Origin of the sequence: Cysteiniphilum sp. JM-1 (genome assembly GCF_008711525.1) — a bacterium.
Classification (GTDB): Bacteria; Pseudomonadota; Gammaproteobacteria; order Francisellales; family Francisellaceae; genus Caedibacter.
The window spans coordinates 31209-52476 of sequence record NZ_VXKS01000013.1; the positions used below are offsets into that span (position 1 = coordinate 31209).

Consider the following 21268-nt stretch of genomic DNA (forward strand, 5'->3'; position numbering starts at 1 on the left):
TATTGTAAAGTGCTTTATCAGCGAGCTCAATAGCAAGCTTAGTAAAGCGAATAAAATTTTGATAAAGTTGGTTAGCGTGGGTTGTTCATTTTTCTTTGGCATATTATTATATTTATGCACAAAACAATGGAGAATTTACAAAAATGCTACTTGATCAGTTGAAAAAATGCGGAATTAATGAAACAAAAGAAATATTTCACAATATTTCTTATGAAGGCTTATATGATCACGAAACGTCAGCAACTGCTCAAGGGTATGAAAAAGGGGTTGAAACAGCTACTGGTGCTGTTGCTGTAGATACGGGTAAATATACAGGGCGTTCACCAAAAGATAAATTTATCGTTGAAACGGCTGAAGCCAAGAAAAATGTTTGGTGGGCAAAAGATGGCTCAGACAATAAACCATTGTCTCTTGAAAGTTGGCAACACTTAAAAACATTGGCAACGATACAGCTTAATGATAAAAAACTGTATGTTATGGATGGCTTTTGTGGTGCTAATCCTGAAACACGATTGTCTGTTCGTTTGGTGACTGAAGTTGCGTGGATGGCGCATTTCTTTAAAAATATGTTTATCCGCCCAACAGCAGATGAGCTTAAAAAATTCACCCCAGATTGGACAATTTTAAATGCGTGCAAAACTAAATGTGAAGATTATCAAAAATGGGGCTTAAACTCAGAAACTTTTGTGGCATTTAATATCGCTGAGCGTATGACTTTAATTGGTGGTACATGGTACGGTGGTGAGATCAAAAAGGGCATTTTCTCGATGATGAATTACTTCTTACCATTGCAAGAGATCGGCTCTTTCCATTGTTCTGCAAATGTCGGTAAGAAAGGTGACTCAGCACTATTTTTTGGTCTATCAGGTACAGGCAAAACAACATTGTCCGCTGATCCAAAGCGTGAGCTAATCGGTGATGATGAACATGGTTGGGATCATGATGGCATCTTCAACTTAGAAGGCGGGTGCTATGCTAAAACCATTAATCTATCTAAAGAAAATGAGCCAGATATTTATCATGCGATTCGTCGTGATGCATTACTTGAGAATGTGGTTTTAAACAATGATAAAAGCATTGATTTCGCATCAAATGCAAAAACTGAGAATACACGCGTTTCTTACCCTATTTACCATATTGATAATATTGTTAAGCCTGTATCTAAGGCAGGGCACCCAACTAAGATCATTTTCTTAACCTGTGATGCTTATGGTGTACTACCTCCTGTATCAAAGCTATCGATTGAGCAGGCAATGTATCAGTTCCTATCTGGTTACACGGCAAAAGTTGCCGGTACTGAGCTAGGTGTTAAAGAGCCAACAGCCGTATTTTCATCATGCTTTGGTCAACCATTTTTATTACTTCACCCAACAAAATATGCTGAAATTTTAGGTAAGAAAATGCTTGAGCATGGTGCCAGTGCTTATTTGGTTAATACCGGCTGGACGGGTGGTGGCTATGGTAAAGGGCATCGCATTTCAATCAAAGATACACGTGCAATCATTGATGCGGTACTTGATGGTTCGATTGATCATGCGCCATTACGCAAAGATGAAATGTTTGGTTTTGAGATTCCGCAAGCTTTGCATGATGTTGACAGTAATATTTTAAATCCACGCAATACGTGGATAGATAAAGCTGCCTATGATGCTCAATATCAGAAGCTTGCTGAGATGTTTGTCAATAACTTCAAGAAATTTACTAATAATGACTTAGGTAAAAAGTATGAGCAATACGGCCCAAAGTCTGATGCCTTGGTTTAACCAGTGACTTAAATCAGGGAAAAAATTAAATAGAACCCCACGGGCTCAAGCCCGTGGGGTTCTATTTAATATCTACAGGATCGATATCAATGGTGATCTTTACCTTTTTACGCGCAAGCTTAATGTCATTACTAACCTCATTTAACAGTTGTTTAAGCTGTTTGCGTGTACCCGCTGTCAACATCAACATAAAGCGATAATGTCCTGCTTGTTTGATATTAATTGCAGGTAGCACATGCGAGATTTGACAGTGTAATTTTTTTTGTTCATTACAGTTTACAAGTGCATGATTTAGTTGTTGCAAGGCATGCGTGCAGGTCTGTGTCTTACTTGCTTGGGCGTAAATATATGCCTGATAGGAAAAAGGCGGGTAGCTAAGAAGCTTGCGTGTTTCAAGGCTATGCTCTAAGAATTTTTTATAATCGGTCTGTAGAATTAATTGTAATATAGGATTATCTGGCTGATAGGTTTGAATATAAACATCTCCTGGTTTACTGCCTCGTCCCGTTCTGCCGGCGACTTGAATAATCAATTGCGCGGTTCTCTCAACAGCATGAAAATCTTGACTGTAAAAGCCTGCATCAGCATTGATAATACCGACAAGGCTAACATTCTGAAAGTCATGCCCTTTAGCAATCATCTGTGTGCCAACGATAATATCGATATGTTGTGATTTAATGTCATTAAGCACATCTTCAAGTGCGCCTTTTTTTTGCGTTGAGCTGCGATCTAGCCGCGCGATATTAGCTGTTGGTAAGAGAGCGGTTAATTCATCTTCGAGTTTCTCAGTACCTTGTCCAATGTCTGATAAGTTATGTGATTGGCAATTAGGGCACTGCAGAATAATCTCACGTGCTTTGCCACAAAAATGACATGCCAGATGCTGAGGCTTGGTGTGTAAGGTATATGGTTTCTCGCATTGGTTACAGTTAGCACACCAACCGCAATCTTGACAGATTAAGCTATGGGCAAAACCGCGACGATTAATAAATAACAGGACTTGTTCATTGTTGGCAATCGTCTGTTTGATTTTATCAATCAATATCGGATTCAAGCCCGCTTGTGTTTTACTTTTTTGCAAGTTAATAATATGTACTTGATTACTGACTTGATTCAATGCGCGATTTTTTAAGGTTAATAAATGATATTTGCCATTTGACGCATGATAATAACTTTCTAAAGATGGCGTGCCACTACCTAAGATAATTGGAATATTATATTTTTGCGCTTTGACAATCGCAATATCGCGCGCGTGATAGGTAGGAATGTTTTGTTGCTTATAAGAGGCGTCATGCTCTTCATCAACGATAATCATGCCAAGATTTGGCGTGTCAAATAAAAGACCTGAGCGTGTTGCGATAATAATATTAATCTCAGAATTTTGGACTTTAACAAACAGCTCAAAGCGGGCTTGGTCAGTCAGTTGCGAGTGAATAGCTGCAATAGGTTCATTAAAGTTTTGCTCAAAGCGCATCAACGTTTGGGGTGTAAGGTTGATCTCAGGCACTAAAACTAATACTTGTTTGCCACTTTGAATCACGGGTTTAATCGCTTCAATATACACTTCTGTTTTGCCACTGCCCGTTACGCCAAAAAGCAAAAAGGTTTTAAATTGATGAAGGTGTTGACAAATCGCATCAACAACGCTTTGCTGTGCGCTAGTCAATGTGCGCGGTTTTATCGCTGTTGTGGCGTGAGTTTTTGGAAAGAGCCTATGCTTTGATTGTGTGATGATATTTTTGTTGATGAGTGATTTTATGGTTGTCAATGTTATCTCATGGCTGATAAAGGTATCATGCGAAACACCGCCATGTTCACGCAATAACGCTAATGCTTTATGCTGTTTATGTGCATTCTTAGCAGGTTTAAAATCATTATGATCAGCAGTATTTAAGGTATAAATAATTTGCTTGGCGCATTCGGGGTGTTCTTTTTGCAAATAGTGCTTTGGTAGCGATAATCTTAAGCTTTGATACAATGTGCACTGATAGTAATTGGCAAGCCATTTAATCAGATCAATCGCTTCTGTTGATAACAGCGGCTTTTGATCAAGTACTTTAATAATGGGCTTAAGTTTATCTTTGGGTAAGCTAACTTTGGGGTTAATCTCACTGATGACACCAATTACCTTACGTGTGCCAAGTGGGACAATAACGCGGGTGAAAAGTATTGGTGTCGCTGTTACTGAATAAAGATAATCAAGCCCATCCGTAAAGGGACCATGCACAAGAACGCGAACAATAGTCATAAATGTTATTTTTTGATTATGCGATTAATGAGCATAGTAATAAGGGTAATAAGGGCACCAATAGCCAAGACATAGGCAGGTGCCATTAAGTTACCACTGGTTTTAATGGCAGCAATAACAATCGTTGGCGTTAAACCACCAAAAACAGCAAAACCTAGATTATAAGCAAAACCGATGCCGCTGTAACGCACATCTTGTTTGAAAGCATCAATAAGCATTGCAGGGATATTGCCCCAGCATAACGCGCAAATAATTGCACTGAGAACGATAGCAACGAAGTAAATATCTTGGCTTTGTGTGTAGATGTGATAGATAAAAAAGCTGGCAATCATTGTGATGATAGTGGTTAATAATAGAATCACTTGTCTATTGATTTTATCGGCAAAAAAACCAACGATAATACATAAAACTGACAGAATAATAACGCCCAAGCTATTAACCCATACAAAATTTTTCAAATGCAAGTTAAGAATAGTGCCAAAATAGGCTGGAAGTAATAAAAATAAGGTCACAAAGCATAATGCACCGAATGAGACAATGATGGTGGTATAGACTAAGTTCCAACCATGGGTGTGCAAGACTTTGGTAATTGGTAAAGCGTATTCTTTTTGGATAAAGGGTTGAAAGTCCTCAATATCCATCAATTGTTTACGTAGATAATAAGCAATAAAGCCAAAAATGCCACCCAAAATAAAGGGCACACGCCACACATGCATAAGCATTTGCTCATGGCTAAAAAATTGCAATAAAAGCGCTTCAACAATAAAACCAATGGCGACGCCTGAGATTAAAAAACAAAAGACAAAACCAGTCATAAAGGCTTTTTTATCCGGCGCTGATTCACTGACATAAGTAATAGCACCAGGGATTTCACCACCGACAGAGAAGCCTTGGGCAATGCGACAGATCACCAATAAAATAGGAGCTAACATGCCAGCGCTTTGATAGGTTGGCAAAATACCAATGACAAACGTTGATAATGCCATCACTAAGATCGAAATGGTAAAGGTTTTCTTGCGGCCATATTTATCACCAAAATGTCCAAAAATAATGCCGCCAAATGGTCGTGCAAAATAGCCAACAGCATAAGCACTAAAGGCAATTAAAAGTGAGTTAATTGCTGAATGCGTCGGGAAAAAAAGCTGTGATATATAGCCAGCAAGGAGTGCGTAGATGATGAAATCATAAAACTCAAGCATGCCACCTAAGCTTGATAACCATAGAATTTTACGTTGATTTTTATTAAGCATATTGATTGATCTGTCCATATTCACATCGGGGTTGCCTGATTCTATCAATGAAATTTTGGCAAGACTAGAGATAAATTTTCTTTTATGTCGAAAGTTTTGACTATACTGAAGTCGTATCTTAAGTAGCTATGCAAATATTATTAGGTGTTTTTTTTGGATTCTCGGATCAAGTCCGAGAATGACCGCTAACCGTTATATTCGGGCTTGACCCAAATATCCATGACTACCAATAAACCATTGCTTAGATGCTTGCAAATTAAAGTTACAACCAACAGATAAAAGGATAAGCAATGAAACGGATTATTCACTTAACTGATACCCATTTAGGTTATGAAAACCTATCTTCAGTTATGCGTGATTTAGTTACACGCATTATTTTTACCAAGGAAAAGGCGGGTGATTATATTATTGTCATTACTGGCGACATTGTCGAGGATGCAACAAAGGATGGTGCTTATGATGAAGCCTTAGCACAGATCAATCGCTTAAAGCGCGCGGGGTTTCATGTGCTCGTGATTCCGGGTAATCATGATTACGGCACAGGATCGATTGGCTACAGTGGTTATGTGCCAGCATTTAAACAAGCTTTTTATGGCAGTATTGATGTGCAATATCCAATTAAAACGATTATCGATAATATTGCCTTTCTGGGATTAGACTCAATGGCAGAAGAGCTTCATTGGTATGATCGATTATTTGCCGAGGGGCAGTTGGGTGAGGCGCAATTACAGCGTTTAGATAATTATTTAAGCCATGATGAAGATGTTAAAAATGCAGAATATCGCGTGGTTTATCTGCATCACCATCCCTTTTCTCCCCGTCCATTTCATCATTTAAAAGACTCAGATGATTTAGGTAAAATACTTAAAGCGCACAAGATTGATATGCTTTTGTTTGGTCATAATCACGATGGTTTAGTGTGGAGTGGTAAATGGGGGATCCCACGTGTTTATGATGGCGGGACATCCACGGGTAAACAAGGCAAGCCATCACCACATCGTGTGATAGATTTATCAAAGCATCCGGCATTTGATTATGATGCTAAGTTCTAGTTATAAGCTCAGTTATTGATGGTCAACCAATAATGTTTTGCGTATAGTATCTGCCATTCATCATGACCAAGAAAAATCAAAAATAATAATGAAAATTGCAATTATGGGGGCAATGCCCGAAGAGATTACACCAATTCTTGCTGAATTAGATACTTATGACACCAAAGAATATGCCAATAACACCTATTATCTAGGACGCTATCATGGACATGATTTAATTATTGCCTATAGTAAAATTGGTAAGGTATTTTCAACCTTGACCGCAACCGTGATGATTGAGCATTTTGGCGCGGAAGTTTTGCTATTCTCTGGTGTCGCAGGAGGCGGCTCAGCAGATGTGCAAGTTGGGGATATCGTTGTTGCCACACAAACAGTACAACATGATATTGATATCACCGCATTTGGTCGCCAAAAGGGCGAAATTCCAGGCAGTAAAGTGTTTATCGAAACTTGTCAGCGCTTAACATCAAAGTTAAAGGAAGCAGCAAATACGCATGGTATTGCCTTAAAAGAAGGTGTTATTGCAACGGGGGACCAGTTTATCCATAGCAAAGAAGTGAAAGAGATGATTGTGAAGCACTTCAATGCGCAGGCGATTGAGATGGAAGGAGCCAGTGTTAACTTAGTGTGTCATGAGCTTAATATCCCTTGCGTGATATTGCGCGCTATCTCAGATACAGCAGATGGTCAGGCAGTGGATGATTTCCCACAGTTTGTTGAGAAAGCAGCCAAGCAATCAGCCACACTTATTTTATCGTTGGTAAGGTTGTTATAAGGTTAAGTACCTAAACAATAGTTTTTTGGTAACAATGGATATTCGGGTCAAGCCCGAATATGACGATGCGTGGTCATTCTCGGACTTGATCCGAGAATCCAAAAATACCCGATAATATTTGCATAGGCACTTATAAAGATATGGTTTTAGAAAGTAAATAGTTAAACAAGGTTTCTTTTAGCATGAAACACATTCATATATTAGGTATTTGTGGCACGTTTATGGGTGCTTTAGCGTTACTAGCGCGTGAAAAAGGTTATAAGGTCACAGGCAGTGATCAAAATGTTTATCCACCGATGAGCAGCTATCTTGAGTCTCAAGGCATTAAGCTTATATCCGGTTATGAGTATGATATTGAATCATTTAAACCGGATCAGGTGATTGTTGGTAATACGATGCGCCGTGGTATGCCAATTGTTGAATATTTATTAAATAGCGAGCTTGAGTATTTTTCGGGACCCGAGTGGCTTTATCAAGAAATTCTTAAAGATAAAAAAGTCATTGCCATTGCTGGCACACATGGCAAAACAACTACCACCTCAATGGTGATTAAACTGATGGATGATGTGGGATTAAATCCAAGCTTTCTGGTTGGTGGGATTACTCAGGACTTTGGCGTATCATCGCGCTTAACGGATTCGGAGTACTTTGTGATTGAAGCCGATGAATATGATACGGCATTTTTTGATAAGCGCTCGAAGTTTATGCATTATCATCCAGACATATTAGTCGTCAACAATCTTGAGTTTGATCATGCCGATATTTTTAACTCGATCGAGGATATTTATCGCCAGTTTCATCATTTGATGCGGCTGTTACCTGGAAAATCTACAGTTATCTATCCTAAGCCGGATACACATATTGATAAGCTATTAGCGATGGGCTGTTGGTCTGAGCGTTGCCCGCTGCAAGCTGAGCATGGACTTGATATTAAGCCTATACTTCAAGACTATAGCCAATTTGAGATCATAGATCACAATAAAACACTTAAGATCAACTGGACGTTATTAGGTGAGCATAATGCTAAAAACGCGCTATCAGCGTATGCGGTTTTAAAAACACTCGGTGTTTCATTGGATAAAGTGACAGAGAGCTTTAAAAACTTCAAAGGAGTCAAGCGTCGCCTTGAATGCATTGCACAAAACGATCACTATGCCATTTATGATGATTTTGCGCATCACCCAACGGCAGTCGCACAAACACTCAGAGCCATTAAAGCACGTGCTGGAGATAAGGAAAGAGTTGTCGCAATTTTAGAGCCACGCTCAAACACGATGAAAATGGGCGCGCAAGAATCAGCATTAATCAATGCGCTTAATATCGCCGATGAGATCTGGTTTTATCAAAACAGTGTGATGCAGTGGCAAGCGGCATCGTATGCCAAAGATAACTTTCTGGTATTTGATCAGGTTGCCAATATTGTTGAGCATTTCAAGCAATCACAACCCGAGCGTTTTACACATTACGTCATTATGAGTAATGGTGCTTTTGATGGGTTGCATCAACAGTTAGGTGCACTTGCGAGGCGAGGTGTCGAAATAGAGAAAATGCGTAATTTCAGTTAATAAAAAGTAATCAAAAAGCTCGCCCTGCAAGTTTTGTTGACGCCAGTAAAATGGAATCTTTGCAAACTCGTACTCCGTAATCGAACATGCAAAAATCTGCTCCATTTTACTTGACGCAAAACTTGAATGGGCAAAGTGAGTATGCCATTGCAAATTTTAGCGCATTGAAGAGGATTACTGCGCAACATGTTTGAGCGTAGCGAGTTTGTGAAGCAGCGCAAAATGCGCGTTAAAAAATTTGTGAGGCTAGCGTTTTTGCTTACTTTTGGAGCAATGCCAAAAGTAAGTCACTTGAGCTGCTTGCAGCGGTGAAGTGATTTGAAAATATTAACCAGAAATGAAAGGAGTGTGCGATTAGTGCAGCAAAGTTTAAGCAAATAACTGCCCATTTTTAATGGTTGCTTTGCGATAATTCAACGTTGCATCATAGATAATTTGATTGTAATGCTCGCAATCCCATAAGACTAAATCAGCACATTTACCGATTTCAATACTCCCCTTTTGATCTTGGATGCCAAGTGCGTAAGCGGCATTGATCGTTGTTGCTTGAAAGGCTTGATAAGGCGTCATGCGAAATAGGGTACATGCCATATTCATCATCAATGGTAATGACAAAAAGGGTGATGAACCTGGGTTAGCGTCAGTGGCAATGGCAATTTTGACGTGATTATTTAAAAGCTCAGTCACCGGAGGCAGTTTGGTTTCACGTAAGAAATAATAAGCGCCAGGCAATAAAACGGCAACCGTGTTTGCCGCATGCATTTTAGCAATATCTTCAAGTGCAAGATACTCTAAATGATCAGCGGATAAGGCGTTAAACTCAGCAGCAAGCGCCGCACCTTTTTGGTCAGATAACTGCTCGGCATGTAACTTTAGCTGAAATCCAAGTTCTTTGGCGTGAGTAAATAGGCGTTTTATTTGCGCGTGTGAAAAGCCAATATTTTCACAAAAACCATCAACAACGTGTGCCAGATTTTCTTTTTTAAGCACTGGTAGCATGTCAGTAATAATAAAATCAATATATTGATCCTTGCCATCAAACTCAGGTGGCAAAGCATGGGCACCTAAAAAGGTCGGGATAATATCTATACCTTTTGATGTATTAAGCTTTTGTGCAACTTTAAGCATCTTCATTTCAGTATCGATATCTAAGCCGTAACCTGACTTAATCTCACAAGTGGTTGTGCCATACTGCATCATTTGCTTAAGGCGTCTGTGAGCACTGTGATATAACGTATCTAAAGAGGCGTTACGTGTTGCTGTAACGGTTGAACGAATGCCGCCGCCTTTGTTGGCAATTTCCTCATAGGATGCACCATTTAAACGCATTTCAAACTCATCCGCGCGATTGCCACCATAGACAAGATGCGTGTGGCAATCAATGAGTCCTGGAGTTAGCAGTTGACCATTGTGATCAATGATTTCACGTGCCTTAGGTAGTACTGAGCCTTTGACTAAGATATCAATGATCTTGCCTTGATTAATGACTAAAGTAGCATTATCCAAAATACGCTCGTCTTGATCAAAGGTCACAAGGCGCGCATTTTGGATGATCAAATCGTACATATTCTCACCTTTAATATTTAAAAAAGCTGTGTGTGAACATCGCTATAGAAAGCATGTTGCTTGATGACATCTGTGGCATTTTCGATATCACGTGCAAAATAGCGATCCTCATCGTAATAAGGGACTTTGGCGCGAATCTGGCGATATTTGCTGTCTAATAGACTCGATGTTTTAAGTGGCGCTCTTAGTGACACCCCTTGACAAGCAGCAAGTACTTCAATACTTAAGATAGATAATACATTCTGAGCAATCGTATTTAATTTGCGTGCGGCAAAAGTTGCCATACTAACATGATCTTCTTGATTGGCAGAAGTTGGCAGGCTATCAACAGATGCCGGATGGGCTAGTGTTTTATTCTCACTGGCTAGTGATGATGCAGTGACATGCGCCAACATAAAGCCTGAATTAAGTCCGGCATTTTCAATTAAAAAGGCAGGTAAGCCGCTTAAATGCTTATCGATCAAAAGGGCAATGCGACGCTCAGAGATCGCACCGATCTCAGCACAAACAATACTCAGCATATCGGCACTCATGGCGACCATTTCAGCGTGGAAGTTACCACCTGAGATAATTTCTTTGGTTTCGGGCAGAATCAATGGATTATCAGATACGCCATTAGCTTCATTTAATAAATTGCGTTTAGCATCATTGATCACTTGCCATGCCGCACCCATCACCTGTGGTTGGCAGCGTAGGGAGTAAGGGTCTTGCACTTTGCCACAGTGATCATGTGAGTGCATAATCTCACTATTTTCCAATAAATTGCGCATGACTTTTGAGAAAATAATTTGCCCTTCAACGCGCTTGATCTGGGAGATAACAGGGTCAAAAGGTTTCATGCTACCAAAGGTTGCCTCAATACTCAAAGCGCCAGCAATAGTAGCAATACTGAAATTACGCTCAACTTTAATCAGACCCATCAAAGCAATCGCTGTTGATGCTTGCGTGCCATTAAGTAAAGCCAAGCCTTCTTTTTCCTGAAGTTCAATCGTATTTAATCCCGCTTGTTTTAAGGCATCTTGTGCACTGATACGTTGCCCTTGATAATTAACATCTCCTTCACCAATAAGTGGCATACTCATATGTGCTAAAGGAGCTAAATCACCAGATGCTCCAACTGAGCCTTGCTCAGGGATCACCGGATAAATGCCATGATTATAAAAGGCGATTAACGCATCTAAGGTTTGTTGTGTGACACCTGAGTAGCCTTGTGCAAGACTGTTGATTTTAAGGAGCATGATGAGCTTAACCGTATCATTATCCAGTGGTTTGCCAACGCCAGTAGCGTGAGATAAGACGATACGGCGTTGTAGCTCTTTAAGATCAGTTGTTGGAATTTTTTTATTGGCTAATAAACCAAAACCAGTATTAATGCCATAGACTGTTTTGCCAGCACTTAACACTTCTTCAACAATGTTGCGAGATGTTGCTACTTTAGCATAAGCACGATCATCTAAATGAATAGGGCAGGCGCTCGTAATTAGTAACTCAATATCCTGAAGGCTAAGCTCACCAGGAATTAAGCAAAAGCTTTGTGAGTTTAATGTTTTGTTATTCGTTGTATTTGTGTGGTTCATCACTTCACTCATATTAATGCCTCTTTCTTGGTTGAGGTGCAATGACCATCTTTTGAATTGGCGTTAACCATGGGTAAGTTTAGCCCTTTTTCTTTAGCACAATTAATGGCGATATCATAACCGGCATCGGCATGACGCATGACACCCGTGCCTGGATCATTGGTTAAGACGCGCTGTAAGCGTTTCGCTGCAGCTTCAGTGCCATCGGCAACAATAACAACACCCGAGTGTTGCGAGAAGCCCATGCCGACACCTCCACCGTGATGTAAACTCACCCAAGTAGCTCCTCCTGCGGTATTAAGAAGGGCATTTAATAACGGCCAATCAGAGACAGCATCAGAGCCGTCTTTCATGCTTTCTGTTTCGCGATTAGGACTTGCAACAGAGCCTGAATCTAAGTGATCACGACCAATGACGATAGGACCTTTAAGCTCACCATTTTTGACCATTTCATTAAATGCTAAGCCAAGGCGAGCACGATTGCCTAGACCAACCCAGCAAATACGTGCCGGAAGACCCTGGAAAGCGATACGCTCTTTTGCCATATCAAGCCAGTTATGCAGGTGCTTATCATTTGGCATAAGCTCTTTGACTTTTTGATCGGTTTTATAAATATCTTCAGGATCACCTGATAAAGCAACCCATCTAAACGGTCCAATGCCTTGGCAAAAGAGTGGACGGATAAATGCCGGCACAAAACCTGGGAAATCAAACGCATTTTGTAAGCCTTCATCAAAGGCGACTTGGCGAATGTTATTACCATAGTCAAAAGTTGGAATGCCTTGCTTGGCAAACTCAAGCATTGCCTCTACATGCGCTTTCATTGACTTTTTGGCTTCAGCAACGACAAGATCAGGATTACTTTGACGCTCTTTTTTAGCCTTTTCTAAACTCCAACCAATTGGCAAATAGCCATTTAATGGATCATGAGCGCTGGTTTGATCGGTAACTGCATCAGGCTTAATCCCGCGCTTGACCATTTCCGGTAAAATCTCAGCAGCATTTCCTAAAAGTCCGACAGAAATCGCACGCTTTTCAGCGCAAGCTTTATTGATAATAGCCATTGCTTCATCAAGGGTTTTGGCTTTATAGTCGACGTATTTTGTACGCAATCTAAAATCAATGCGACTTTCATCACACTCAATGGCTAACACACAAGCACCAGCTAAAACACCCGCAAGTGTTTGCGCACCGCCCATGCCACCAAGACCCGCTGTGAGAATCCACTTGCCCGATAAATCACCGTTATAATACTGGCGTCCCATTTCAACAAAAGTTTCATAGGTGCCTTGAACAATGCCTTGTGAACCGATATAAATCCAAGAACCTGCGGTCATTTGCCCGTACATCATCAAGCCTTTTTTATCAAGCTCATTGAAGTGCTGCCAATCTGCCCAGTGTGGCACAAGATTCGAGTTGGCAATCAGTACACGTGGTGCATCGGCATGCGTTTTGAAAACACCGACAGGCTTTCCTGATTGAACAAGTAGTGTTTCATCATCTTCAAGCTTCTCTAGGCATTCAACGATTTTATCAAAACATTCCCAATTGCGTGCCGCTTTACCGATACCGCCATAAACAACAAGATCTTGTGGATGCTCGGCAATATCAGGATCCAAGTTGTTCATCAACATACGAAGAGGCGCTTCAGTCAGCCATGATTTAGCGCTAAGTTTGGTTCCTGTTGCGGCTTTGATGGTGCGTGACATAGTATAAATTCCTCCTATAAGGGTTAAGTTTAAGCTTGTAGAAAATTCGCAAGAAGTGCTGCTGCAAGCTTAGCGGTTCTGTTATCGATATCTTTTTTTGGATTAAGCTCAACGATATCTAAAGCAATAACTTGTTTAGATTGCTTGAGCTTACGCAAAGCGTTTATGACAAAAGGGCTATCAATACCTAATGCTTGTGGTGCGCTAACCCCTGGGGCAAGCGCTGCTTGAAAAACATCAAGACATAGCGTGATATAGATTTGCTTATTTTGTGCTGTAATTTTGTCAATAAATGACAAATCTTGTGGGTTGTTGTTGATGTGCTCAGCAAGCAAATATTGTGTATTGGTCGCATGAGCATAATCAAATAGACGGTTGGTGTTAGCAAATGGCTGCACACCAAAGCAATAATAATTAAAGTCTAGTTGCTGATCCTTTAAGTAATGTGATGCTTGATAGAAAGGGGTGCCTGAGCTGCCAAGGTTACCTGTTAAAGTTTCTCGCAAATCAAAGTGTGCATCAAAGTTGACAATCGTGGGATTAAGCTTTTCTTTATAAAGACCTTGTAAGTGCCCCCAAGCCGTTTCATGCCCCCCGCCAATGACAATCGGTATGGCATTGAGTTGTATGACTTTAGCGACATATTCTGCTAATAACTGCTGTGCTGACTCAAGATCGTCGCTATCGCAATAGACATTACCCGCATCATAAAGCATGATGTTACTGTCTAGATGCGCTGCTAAGTTAAAAAACGCAAGTCTGAAGTATTCAGGACCTTCTTTGGCACCAATAACACCTTGATTGCGCTTAACACCTTCATCACAGCAAAAGCCAATTAAGATAAAGTGTTGTTTATCATTTTCTAATGTGCTGATCGTTTGATTAAGATCAATGCTTTTAATCAGTTGATGGAAATACTCATTGTTAACATCAGTCATTCGAGAAGCGTAGTTTGATGCGCTATTAGCAGGCAGGTATTTCATAAGATTAAAAGTATACTTAATTACGGAATGTGTAATATCTTTACCAATAAAGTGCTTGATCGCAACCCCGATCTGCAAAATTATTTAAAATACTGCTATTGTGCTTAGTGCAATGCTAGAGTAACAGCTATTTAGGTGAAAAAGTAAAGCAAAACTTCAACGAATTATCGATTGTTTTCATCGGCGTGCTCAGGCAAAATAAGACGACTTTTGATGCGCGATTTATCGCAAATTTTTTATTAACCGTTTAGAGTAAAAAGAGTAAAAATGGCAGTTAAAATAGAGAAAAAAATCACAGGCTTTAATATTGTCAAACCTGATGATGGGGCAAACAATGTTGCAGTTAAACCAACAAAAAAAGAAAAATCACATCAGCAAATGAGTGAAAATATCAAGCGACCAGAATCATTGCTTGGTGAAACGTATAAGATTAAGCCACCCCAGGCAGAGCATGCACTGTATGTGACGATTAATGATATCGTTTTAAATGAAGGCACTGAGCATGAGATGCGTCGCCCATTTGAGATCTTTTTAAGCTCTAAAAATATGGAGCATTTTCAATGGACGATTGCTTTGACCTTGATTATCTCAGCGGTTTTTCGCAAAGGGGGTGATATTACCTTTTTAGTTGAAGAGCTACGATCTGTTTTTGATCCTAATGGCGGTTATTTAAAGCGTGGCGGGAAGTATATTCCTTCATTAGTTTCTGAGATTGGTGATGTTATTGAAAAGCATTTAAAGAAAATCGGCATGTTACCAGATGATGAGTTAGATGAAGAGCAAAAGCAATATATTGCCGCTAAGCGTCAAGAGCTGGATCAACGTCAACAGCCAAGTAATGATGCGAGCAATAACTTTCCACCTGAGTCACAACTGTGTAGCAAATGCAGCACCAAAGCGATGGTGCGCATGGATAATTGCTTAACGTGCTTAAATTGCGGTTACTCTAAGTGCGGATAAATCAATCATGATTTATGCCTTTTTCTATCTTGCTTTTTGCATTTATCTTGGTTTTTTTCTTAAGAGTAAATGGGCGGCATTGCTGCTTGCAATTTCTGTGATAAGTTGGTTTGTTGTGCGTTTGCCTGAGATTAATGCTGATCTTAGTTGGCGTTTTGCTTTAACGATCATCGCTTATATCACTGAATTTGTGGTGTTAATGTATTTTTTCCCTAAAAAAATCATTCAACTAACGCGTCCGAATGTACAGAAAAATCTCATTGTGGCAGTGGTTTTATTGGTAGTCTTTAGTATGGTTGTGTTATTTAGCAGCCTTGCGATTCCCTATATGCAACAAGTATTAATGCAGCAGGCAAATGCTGATATTAATCACATATTGTCACAAATTAGTTGGCTTTATCGTTTCGGTAGCTTTGCCGGTTGGCTAAGCTTTTTTAGTTATCTTTATCTTTGGATTGGCTTAAGCCGGTTTATTGTTAAGCGTCCCTTCGGCGTTTAATAGGCGTATGCAATACGCCCCTACAACTTTTCCACTTCTTTATATTTGATATTCCCTTCGACTTAGCTCAGGGAGCGGTGGATAATCTGGGTAGCTATAAACGTTGGCTGAGCGTCAGTCGAAGCCAATAGTCATCTTTACTTTTTTTAGATTCCCTTCGACTGGCCTCAGGGAGCGGCGATATTTAATTGGAAGACGCAGCGATTAATTCCAAAGGAATATTGATATTAATACTATGAGGCAATAAAAGTTTATGCGTATAATTTTGTGATTGTAAAAAGTGAGTCAAAAGCGCCTGTAGCACTTGAGATGGCAACGGTGAGAAGTTTATTTTTTCTAATGTACCTTTCCTGTTAATTGTCAGCGTAATCATGGTACTGAAGGATTGATCAGGTGCTGATTGTTTGGCAAGATAGTTACTTAAAGCGCTTTGCAATTCTGACATGATATTATTTATTTCTTCGGCACTACTAAAGGCAGAGGTGGCTAAAGTTGTATTTAATCTGATAGTATGATGATCTTTATTAATCGGTTGAGGCGATGATTTATTTGCTTCAATTTTCTTGTTTTCGTGATGTAGTGGTTGTATTTGTTTTGGTGGATTATTGTCAATTTTAAGTTTTGCGTTTTGTGTTGTCAGCGGCGTATAAGCTATTGTTGGTGATGGTTTTGAAATGTTCATCTGAGGACTTGTAGACGTAAGGCTTGTTGCACTATTTGGAATCTTAGTACTTACTTTGCTTTGGCTAAGGTAAACAATATGTGCAGGCATACTTTCTTTGGTTAGGGCAATATCAATATGTTTATTTGACGTGTTACTCATATATTTGGCAACGATACATAAAAGAGCAATAACTAAGATAACACTTATGTGCAAAATCAGAGAAAGCAGGGTTGCACGTTTCATAACACGCTATTAAAACTGATATTGAATATTAAGCATTGCAACAATGCTATCAGCTGGGTAGTAACTTAGGTCTTTTAAATTATAGGTTGAAACATAACTGTAATAGAACTTATTAAACAGGTTATAAATATTGAAATTAAACTGCCAATGATCTAGCTGATACTTGGCACCCAGATTAGTAAGGAAGTAACCGCTTTGTTTGGCAAGGGTATTGGTATAATCGCCATAGGCGTAGCTTGCACTATAATATTGCTCCTGCAGCCAGAAAGAGAGTTTGTCATTAAATTGCCAATGGCTATGGATCTCCGCAGTAAAAGGAGGCTGTCCGGGGACTTGGTTGTTTGATATTGGCACATCTATAGGATTTTTATTTTCATCCAAAGTTTTAAAAGTTCCAGATCTGAAGGTGTTTAAGTTAAAGGCAAAACTGCCGCCAAGACTTAAACTCGGCAGCCATGCGTAATCAAGCGCGAATAAATTACCAATGGTTTGTGTTGGCGGTAAGTTAATGTTCGCACCAAATGGCGTATAAGGGCTTGTAAAGTTAGGATTGTAATCAATTTGATTATTAATCAGCATCCAGTAACTACTATTTTTAAGTGTTAACCTATCGTTTTTATAGGTGTTATCAAGCTGATAAATCCATGCCGTTTGTGGATTTAAGCCAAAGCTTGTCGTTGTTCCGGGTGTTAAATTAGATTGATCAATAAAGGGCAGCTGATAGGCATATGAAACTGAAGCACGCGTATTAAAAGCTTTACTCCAATTGTATTGCAGATAAATATCACCCGCACCGATATTAATTACTTGTGAGCCTGAGCTATTTCTCGAGATAAAATCACCCGTAGTATAGCTATGCTCAAAACGCCCGCCAATACCGCTTTGCCAGTTTTTAGCTAAGGTAAAGTCACTTTGGTTAAATAGTGCAATGTTGGTTTGTGTCGCATTATTTGTGGTAGCGCTTTGTCTGAAGGTTTGATAATTAAACTCAGTACCAAACGTGTTTTTTACAAAATCATTGTCAAATACAATGCTTGGACGTAAATAAAATAAACTACTACCTTGTTTAGAGGAGTAGTTTGAGTCGGCAAAAATGGCATTAGCCCATTGCTGTTGATATTGCGATTTAAGGTTAAATTGCCACTGTTTATCAAGTGTTTGTTCAAAATTAAGCTGTGTATTAACGGTGTGATTAATATATTTTTCTTTTCCATTACTTGTTGCTTGCCATGGATTATCATCGCTTTGCTGTTGATTTAGCGCGCCGGGGAAATGTAAATATTGATAACTGTCACTGAAGTTCAGTGACAACTTTTGGGTATTGGTTTGGTGCATTAAAGCAATATAGGCATTATTGCTATTGTTACGTGAATAATCGCGATAGCCATCAATGCTTTGACTATTATTAGCAAGTTGTAAACTCCACGTTTTTTCATTATCTAATAGCTGATTAATAAAGACATTAACGCCAGCACCAAATGGATAGCCACCAGATAAACCAATCATATATTTATCTTGAGCTATAAATTTCTGTTCAATATTAATCGTGCCGCCCAAGCCCATGCCGCCATAGAGCACGCTACTGGCTGTGGGATCAATAGCGATACTTTCAATGCTATCTTGTGGGATTAAGGAAATATTCTGCGCTTGCGAGTTAAATTGATTCAGTGGAATACCATTTAATAAAACGCTTGCACGTTGCCCCTTTAAATAAAAACTGGGGTTTGCTGCACTACTATTATTGCTGTTAACCCAAGCATTTTGCTCAATGGTGCGGTCAATACTTTGATTGGCATAATTAGGCATTAAGGATACGCTAATCGGTGCGCTAGAGGTATTGCTATTATTTCGTGTTTTGTTTTCATCATTATTTAAATGATTCGCATAATTTATAACAATCGTTGGCAAGGTGTATTCAGTTGCTGACGAATGTTTATCATCGCTAGCGGCTTTGACACTTTTGACATTATTATCACTGTCGTTATTCTGTTGATCAGCAAAGCTTATTTGTCCAACAATAGACAATAGCATGATGGCACTTAAGGTGCGAAAACGGTATGGTTGCATGGAGCCCTCTTTGTTGTTTATATCCCCGTAAACGTTCTGTTATTAGGCAGGTTTCCGGACTTATCCCCATCAAAATGATTTACGATGGGTATGACCTAAATGCTTCTTCCCAGTTGCCCAGTGAATGATTGCAAACGCTTTTTAAGCTATCTTTGAAAGCGTGGTTTACCGTTGCGGGTACAGTATTGGATTTACACCAATTTCCCTTTTAACTCATGTATAAAGAACGATGAGCACCTAACAAGCGCCGATATTAGAGTGCTTTAGAGCAAATGGCAAGTGTAACCGTTGGCTTAAGCGTTAGTCGAAGCTTTCATTTACATCTAGGTGACCTTTTTGACTTTGCATAAGGCACAATTGACTATTAAGTTAATAACATTAAAAGCAAAGAATATTAAGGGTTTTACTTGAGAAAGCCAGCATAGTAAAGGATACTATGCCACAGAACTAAAATAGACAAATTGCTTGTTGTTATGTCAAAAACAAATCGTGCAAATTATCCCTTGTTATCAAAGATTAACTCGCCTTGTGATTTGCGCAAACTTGCCGTTTCTCAATTAACACATCTAGCGACTGAAATACGCACCTTTCTTGTTGAGACGTTAGATGTCTCAGGTGGGCATTTTGCCAGTAGCTTAGGCGCTTTGGAGCTAACTATTGCTTTACATTATGTCTATGACACACCGAATGATCATTTGGTGTGGGATGTGGGACATCAAACCTACGTGCACAAGATCCTAACAGGGCGTGCAGACGAGTTGATCACTATCAAAAAGCCAGGTGGCATCTCAGGCTTTCCTAAGCGTAGTGAAAGTGTTTATGACAGCTTTGGTGTAGGACACTCCAGTACATCAATAGGGGCCGCTTTAGGCATGGCAGAAGCGGATAAACTCAAAGGATCAAATGCTAAATCCGTTGCCATTATTGGTGATGGCGCCTTAACCGCAGGCATGGCGTTTGAAGCATTAAATCATGCTGGCGGTATGCACTCAGATGTTTTAGTCGTGTTAAATGATAATGAGATGTCTATCTCTGAGAATGTTGGCGCACTTACCAGTCATTTGACTAAAATTCTATCGGGTTCAACCTATAACAATATTCGTGAAACTGGTAAAAAATTTCTTAAAAAACTCCCAGGCGCCTTTGAGCTGGCAAAACGCTTGGAAACCCAAGCCAAGGGGATGTTTGTGCCGGCTAATTTATTTGAGGCACTTAATTTTTACTATGTGGGTCCGATTGATGGACATGACATTGAGGCTTTGGTTGAAGCATTAAAAACGATTAAATACCATGATGGTCCTAAGCTTTTGCATATCTTAACCAAAAAGGGTAAAGGCTATGAAAAAGCAGAGGAAGATCCGATTAAGTTTCATCATGTCAATCCACAGTTTAACTCAAATTTAGCGACTAAAGGTGTATCACAAGCCAAGCTAAGCTACTCGAATATCTTTGGGCAGTGGCTATGTGATATGGCAGCAAAAGATGGCAAGCTTGTTGGTATCACGCCCGCCATGCGTGAAGGATCAGATTTGATTCGCTTTTCAAAAGAATATCCTAAACGTTATTATGATGTTGCGATTGCTGAGCAACATGCGGTGACGTTTGCCGCGGGTCTTGCTTGTGAGGGTTATAAACCTGTTGTTGCCATTTATTCAACCTTTTTACAGCGTGCGTATGATCAAGTGATTCATGATGTGAGTTTACAGAATTTAGATATTCTCTATGCTGTGGATCGTGCTGGCATTGTAGGAGCTGATGGTGCGACACATGCGGGAATTTTTGATTTAAGCTTTATGCGTTGTATCCCCAATACCGTTGTCATGACGCCAAGTGATGAAAACGAATGTTATCACATGTTAAGCTTAGGCTTTAAACATCAAGGTCCGGCGATGGTGCGCTACCCGCGTGGTACAGGCATAGGTGCTGAGATTACAGAAAGTTTTGATTTGAGAATGGGACAATCAAAATGCGTGCGCCAAGGTCAACAAGTGGCAATTTTAAACTTTGGCACCTTGCTGCCAATAGCCATCAAAGCAGCTGAACAACTGAATGCTAGCGTGATAGACATGCGTTTTGTTAAGCCATTAGATACGCAGATAATTAAAGAGCTAGCCAAATCACATGAGATGATTATTACATTAGAAGAAAATGTGATTATGGGTGGCGCTGGATCTGCGGTGAATGAATATCTAATTGCTAATGACCTATTAAGTAAAATCAAAGTGCGTAACATCGGGTTGCCCGATCATTATCAGGATCATGGTGATAAAAATGCATTACTGGCAGAAGTAGGTATTTCAGTAGAGGGTATTATTCAGTTAGTTGAATCAATTGTTTAAGTTAATAA

At 39.7% G+C, this 21268-nt stretch carries 15 protein-coding genes and 1 riboswitch; of the genes, 7 read left to right on the forward strand and 8 right to left on the reverse strand.

All coding sequences use genetic code 11. The features are described 5' to 3' along the window. Positions 1 to 143 precede the first annotated feature (143 nt). Positions 144 to 1763 (forward strand): phosphoenolpyruvate carboxykinase (ATP), encoded by a 1620-nt coding sequence (gene pckA, locus F3D68_RS07155; protein ID WP_151193760.1) that lies wholly within the window; start codon positions 144 to 146, stop codon positions 1761 to 1763. A gap of 61 nt (positions 1764 to 1824) precedes the next feature. On the opposite strand, the gene F3D68_RS07160 is transcribed toward pckA, so the two are convergent. Both F3D68_RS07160 and F3D68_RS07165 read right to left on the reverse strand, forming a co-directional pair. Then, positions 1825 to 4011 (reverse strand): primosomal protein N', encoded by a 2187-nt coding sequence (locus F3D68_RS07160; protein WP_151193761.1) that lies wholly within the window; start codon positions 4009 to 4011, stop codon positions 1825 to 1827. Between the two features lie 5 nt (positions 4012 to 4016). Continuing rightward, a complete protein-coding gene (locus F3D68_RS07165) occupies positions 4017 to 5261 on the reverse strand; it encodes an MFS transporter (protein WP_151193762.1) in 1245 nt (414 codons plus the stop codon). Positions 5262 to 5551: 290 nt separating this feature from the next. Here F3D68_RS07165 and F3D68_RS07170 point away from each other — a divergent pair, with 290 nt between their 5' ends. The 3 genes from F3D68_RS07170 to mpl all read left to right on the forward strand — a co-directional run bounded on the left by F3D68_RS07170 (position 5552) and on the right by mpl (position 8653). Beyond that, positions 5552 to 6313: a metallophosphoesterase family protein gene (locus F3D68_RS07170; RefSeq protein ID WP_117003559.1), complete on the forward strand. Its 762-nt coding sequence runs from the start codon at positions 5552 to 5554 to the stop codon at positions 6311 to 6313. 85 nt (positions 6314 to 6398) lie between these two features. Next, positions 6399 to 7088 (forward strand): 5'-methylthioadenosine/adenosylhomocysteine nucleosidase, encoded by a 690-nt coding sequence (locus F3D68_RS07175; RefSeq protein WP_151193786.1) that lies wholly within the window; start codon positions 6399 to 6401, stop codon positions 7086 to 7088. Positions 7089 to 7270: 182 nt separating this feature from the next. Further along, the gene (mpl, locus tag F3D68_RS07180) at positions 7271 to 8653 is read left to right on the forward strand and encodes a UDP-N-acetylmuramate:L-alanyl-gamma-D-glutamyl-meso-diaminopimelate ligase (RefSeq protein ID WP_151193763.1); all 1383 of its coding nucleotides are present in this window, start codon (positions 7271 to 7273) and stop codon (positions 8651 to 8653) included. Between the two features lie 369 nt (positions 8654 to 9022). Here mpl and hutI read toward each other — a convergent pair whose 3' ends face one another. Genes hutI through hutG form a run of 4 tightly spaced genes read right to left on the reverse strand, consistent with a single transcriptional unit; the run spans position 9023 to position 14566 of the window. Beyond that, complete coding sequence (gene hutI / locus F3D68_RS07185) at positions 9023 to 10219, reverse strand: imidazolonepropionase (protein ID WP_151193764.1); 1197 nt, start codon at positions 10217 to 10219, stop codon at positions 9023 to 9025. Between the two features lie 17 nt (positions 10220 to 10236). Continuing rightward, the gene (gene hutH, locus F3D68_RS07190) at positions 10237 to 11808 is read right to left on the reverse strand and encodes a histidine ammonia-lyase (protein ID WP_224728262.1); all 1572 of its coding nucleotides are present in this window, start codon (positions 11806 to 11808) and stop codon (positions 10237 to 10239) included. After that, on the reverse strand, positions 11805 to 13505 hold the full coding sequence (hutU, locus tag F3D68_RS07195; RefSeq protein ID WP_151193765.1) for a urocanate hydratase: 1701 nt from the start codon (positions 13503 to 13505) through the stop codon (positions 11805 to 11807). The genes hutH and hutU overlap by 4 nt, the downstream gene beginning before the upstream one ends. Before the next feature lie 29 nt (positions 13506 to 13534). After that, entirely contained in the window at positions 13535 to 14566 is a 1032-nt protein-coding gene (gene hutG, locus F3D68_RS07200; RefSeq protein WP_151193766.1) for a formimidoylglutamase, read from the reverse strand. Between the two features lie 189 nt (positions 14567 to 14755). Here hutG and F3D68_RS07205 point away from each other — a divergent pair, with 189 nt between their 5' ends. Further along, entirely contained in the window at positions 14756 to 15448 is a 693-nt protein-coding gene (locus tag F3D68_RS07205) for an NrdJb (protein ID WP_151193767.1), read from the forward strand. A gap of 7 nt (positions 15449 to 15455) precedes the next feature. Beyond that, a complete protein-coding gene (locus F3D68_RS07210; RefSeq protein ID WP_151193768.1) occupies positions 15456 to 15947 on the forward strand; it encodes a hypothetical protein in 492 nt (163 codons plus the stop codon). Positions 15948 to 16131: 184 nt separating this feature from the next. On the opposite strand, the gene F3D68_RS07215 is transcribed toward F3D68_RS07210, so the two are convergent. Continuing rightward, positions 16132 to 16770, reverse strand: a complete 639-nt coding sequence (locus F3D68_RS07215; RefSeq protein WP_151193769.1) for a hypothetical protein — start codon at positions 16768 to 16770, stop codon at positions 16132 to 16134. Between the two features lie 93 nt (positions 16771 to 16863). Continuing rightward, positions 16864 to 18921 (reverse strand): TonB-dependent receptor, encoded by a 2058-nt coding sequence (locus tag F3D68_RS07220; protein WP_151193770.1) that lies wholly within the window; start codon positions 18919 to 18921, stop codon positions 16864 to 16866. 27 nt (positions 18922 to 18948) lie between these two features. Then, positions 18949 to 19177: riboswitch (cobalamin riboswitch) on the reverse strand. A 217-nt stretch (positions 19178 to 19394) separates the two neighbouring features. On the opposite strand from F3D68_RS07220, the gene dxs reads away from it, so the two are divergent. Then, positions 19395 to 21260, forward strand: a complete 1866-nt coding sequence (gene dxs, locus F3D68_RS07225) for a 1-deoxy-D-xylulose-5-phosphate synthase (RefSeq protein WP_151193771.1) — start codon at positions 19395 to 19397, stop codon at positions 21258 to 21260. Positions 21261 to 21268: the final 8 nt, after the last annotated feature.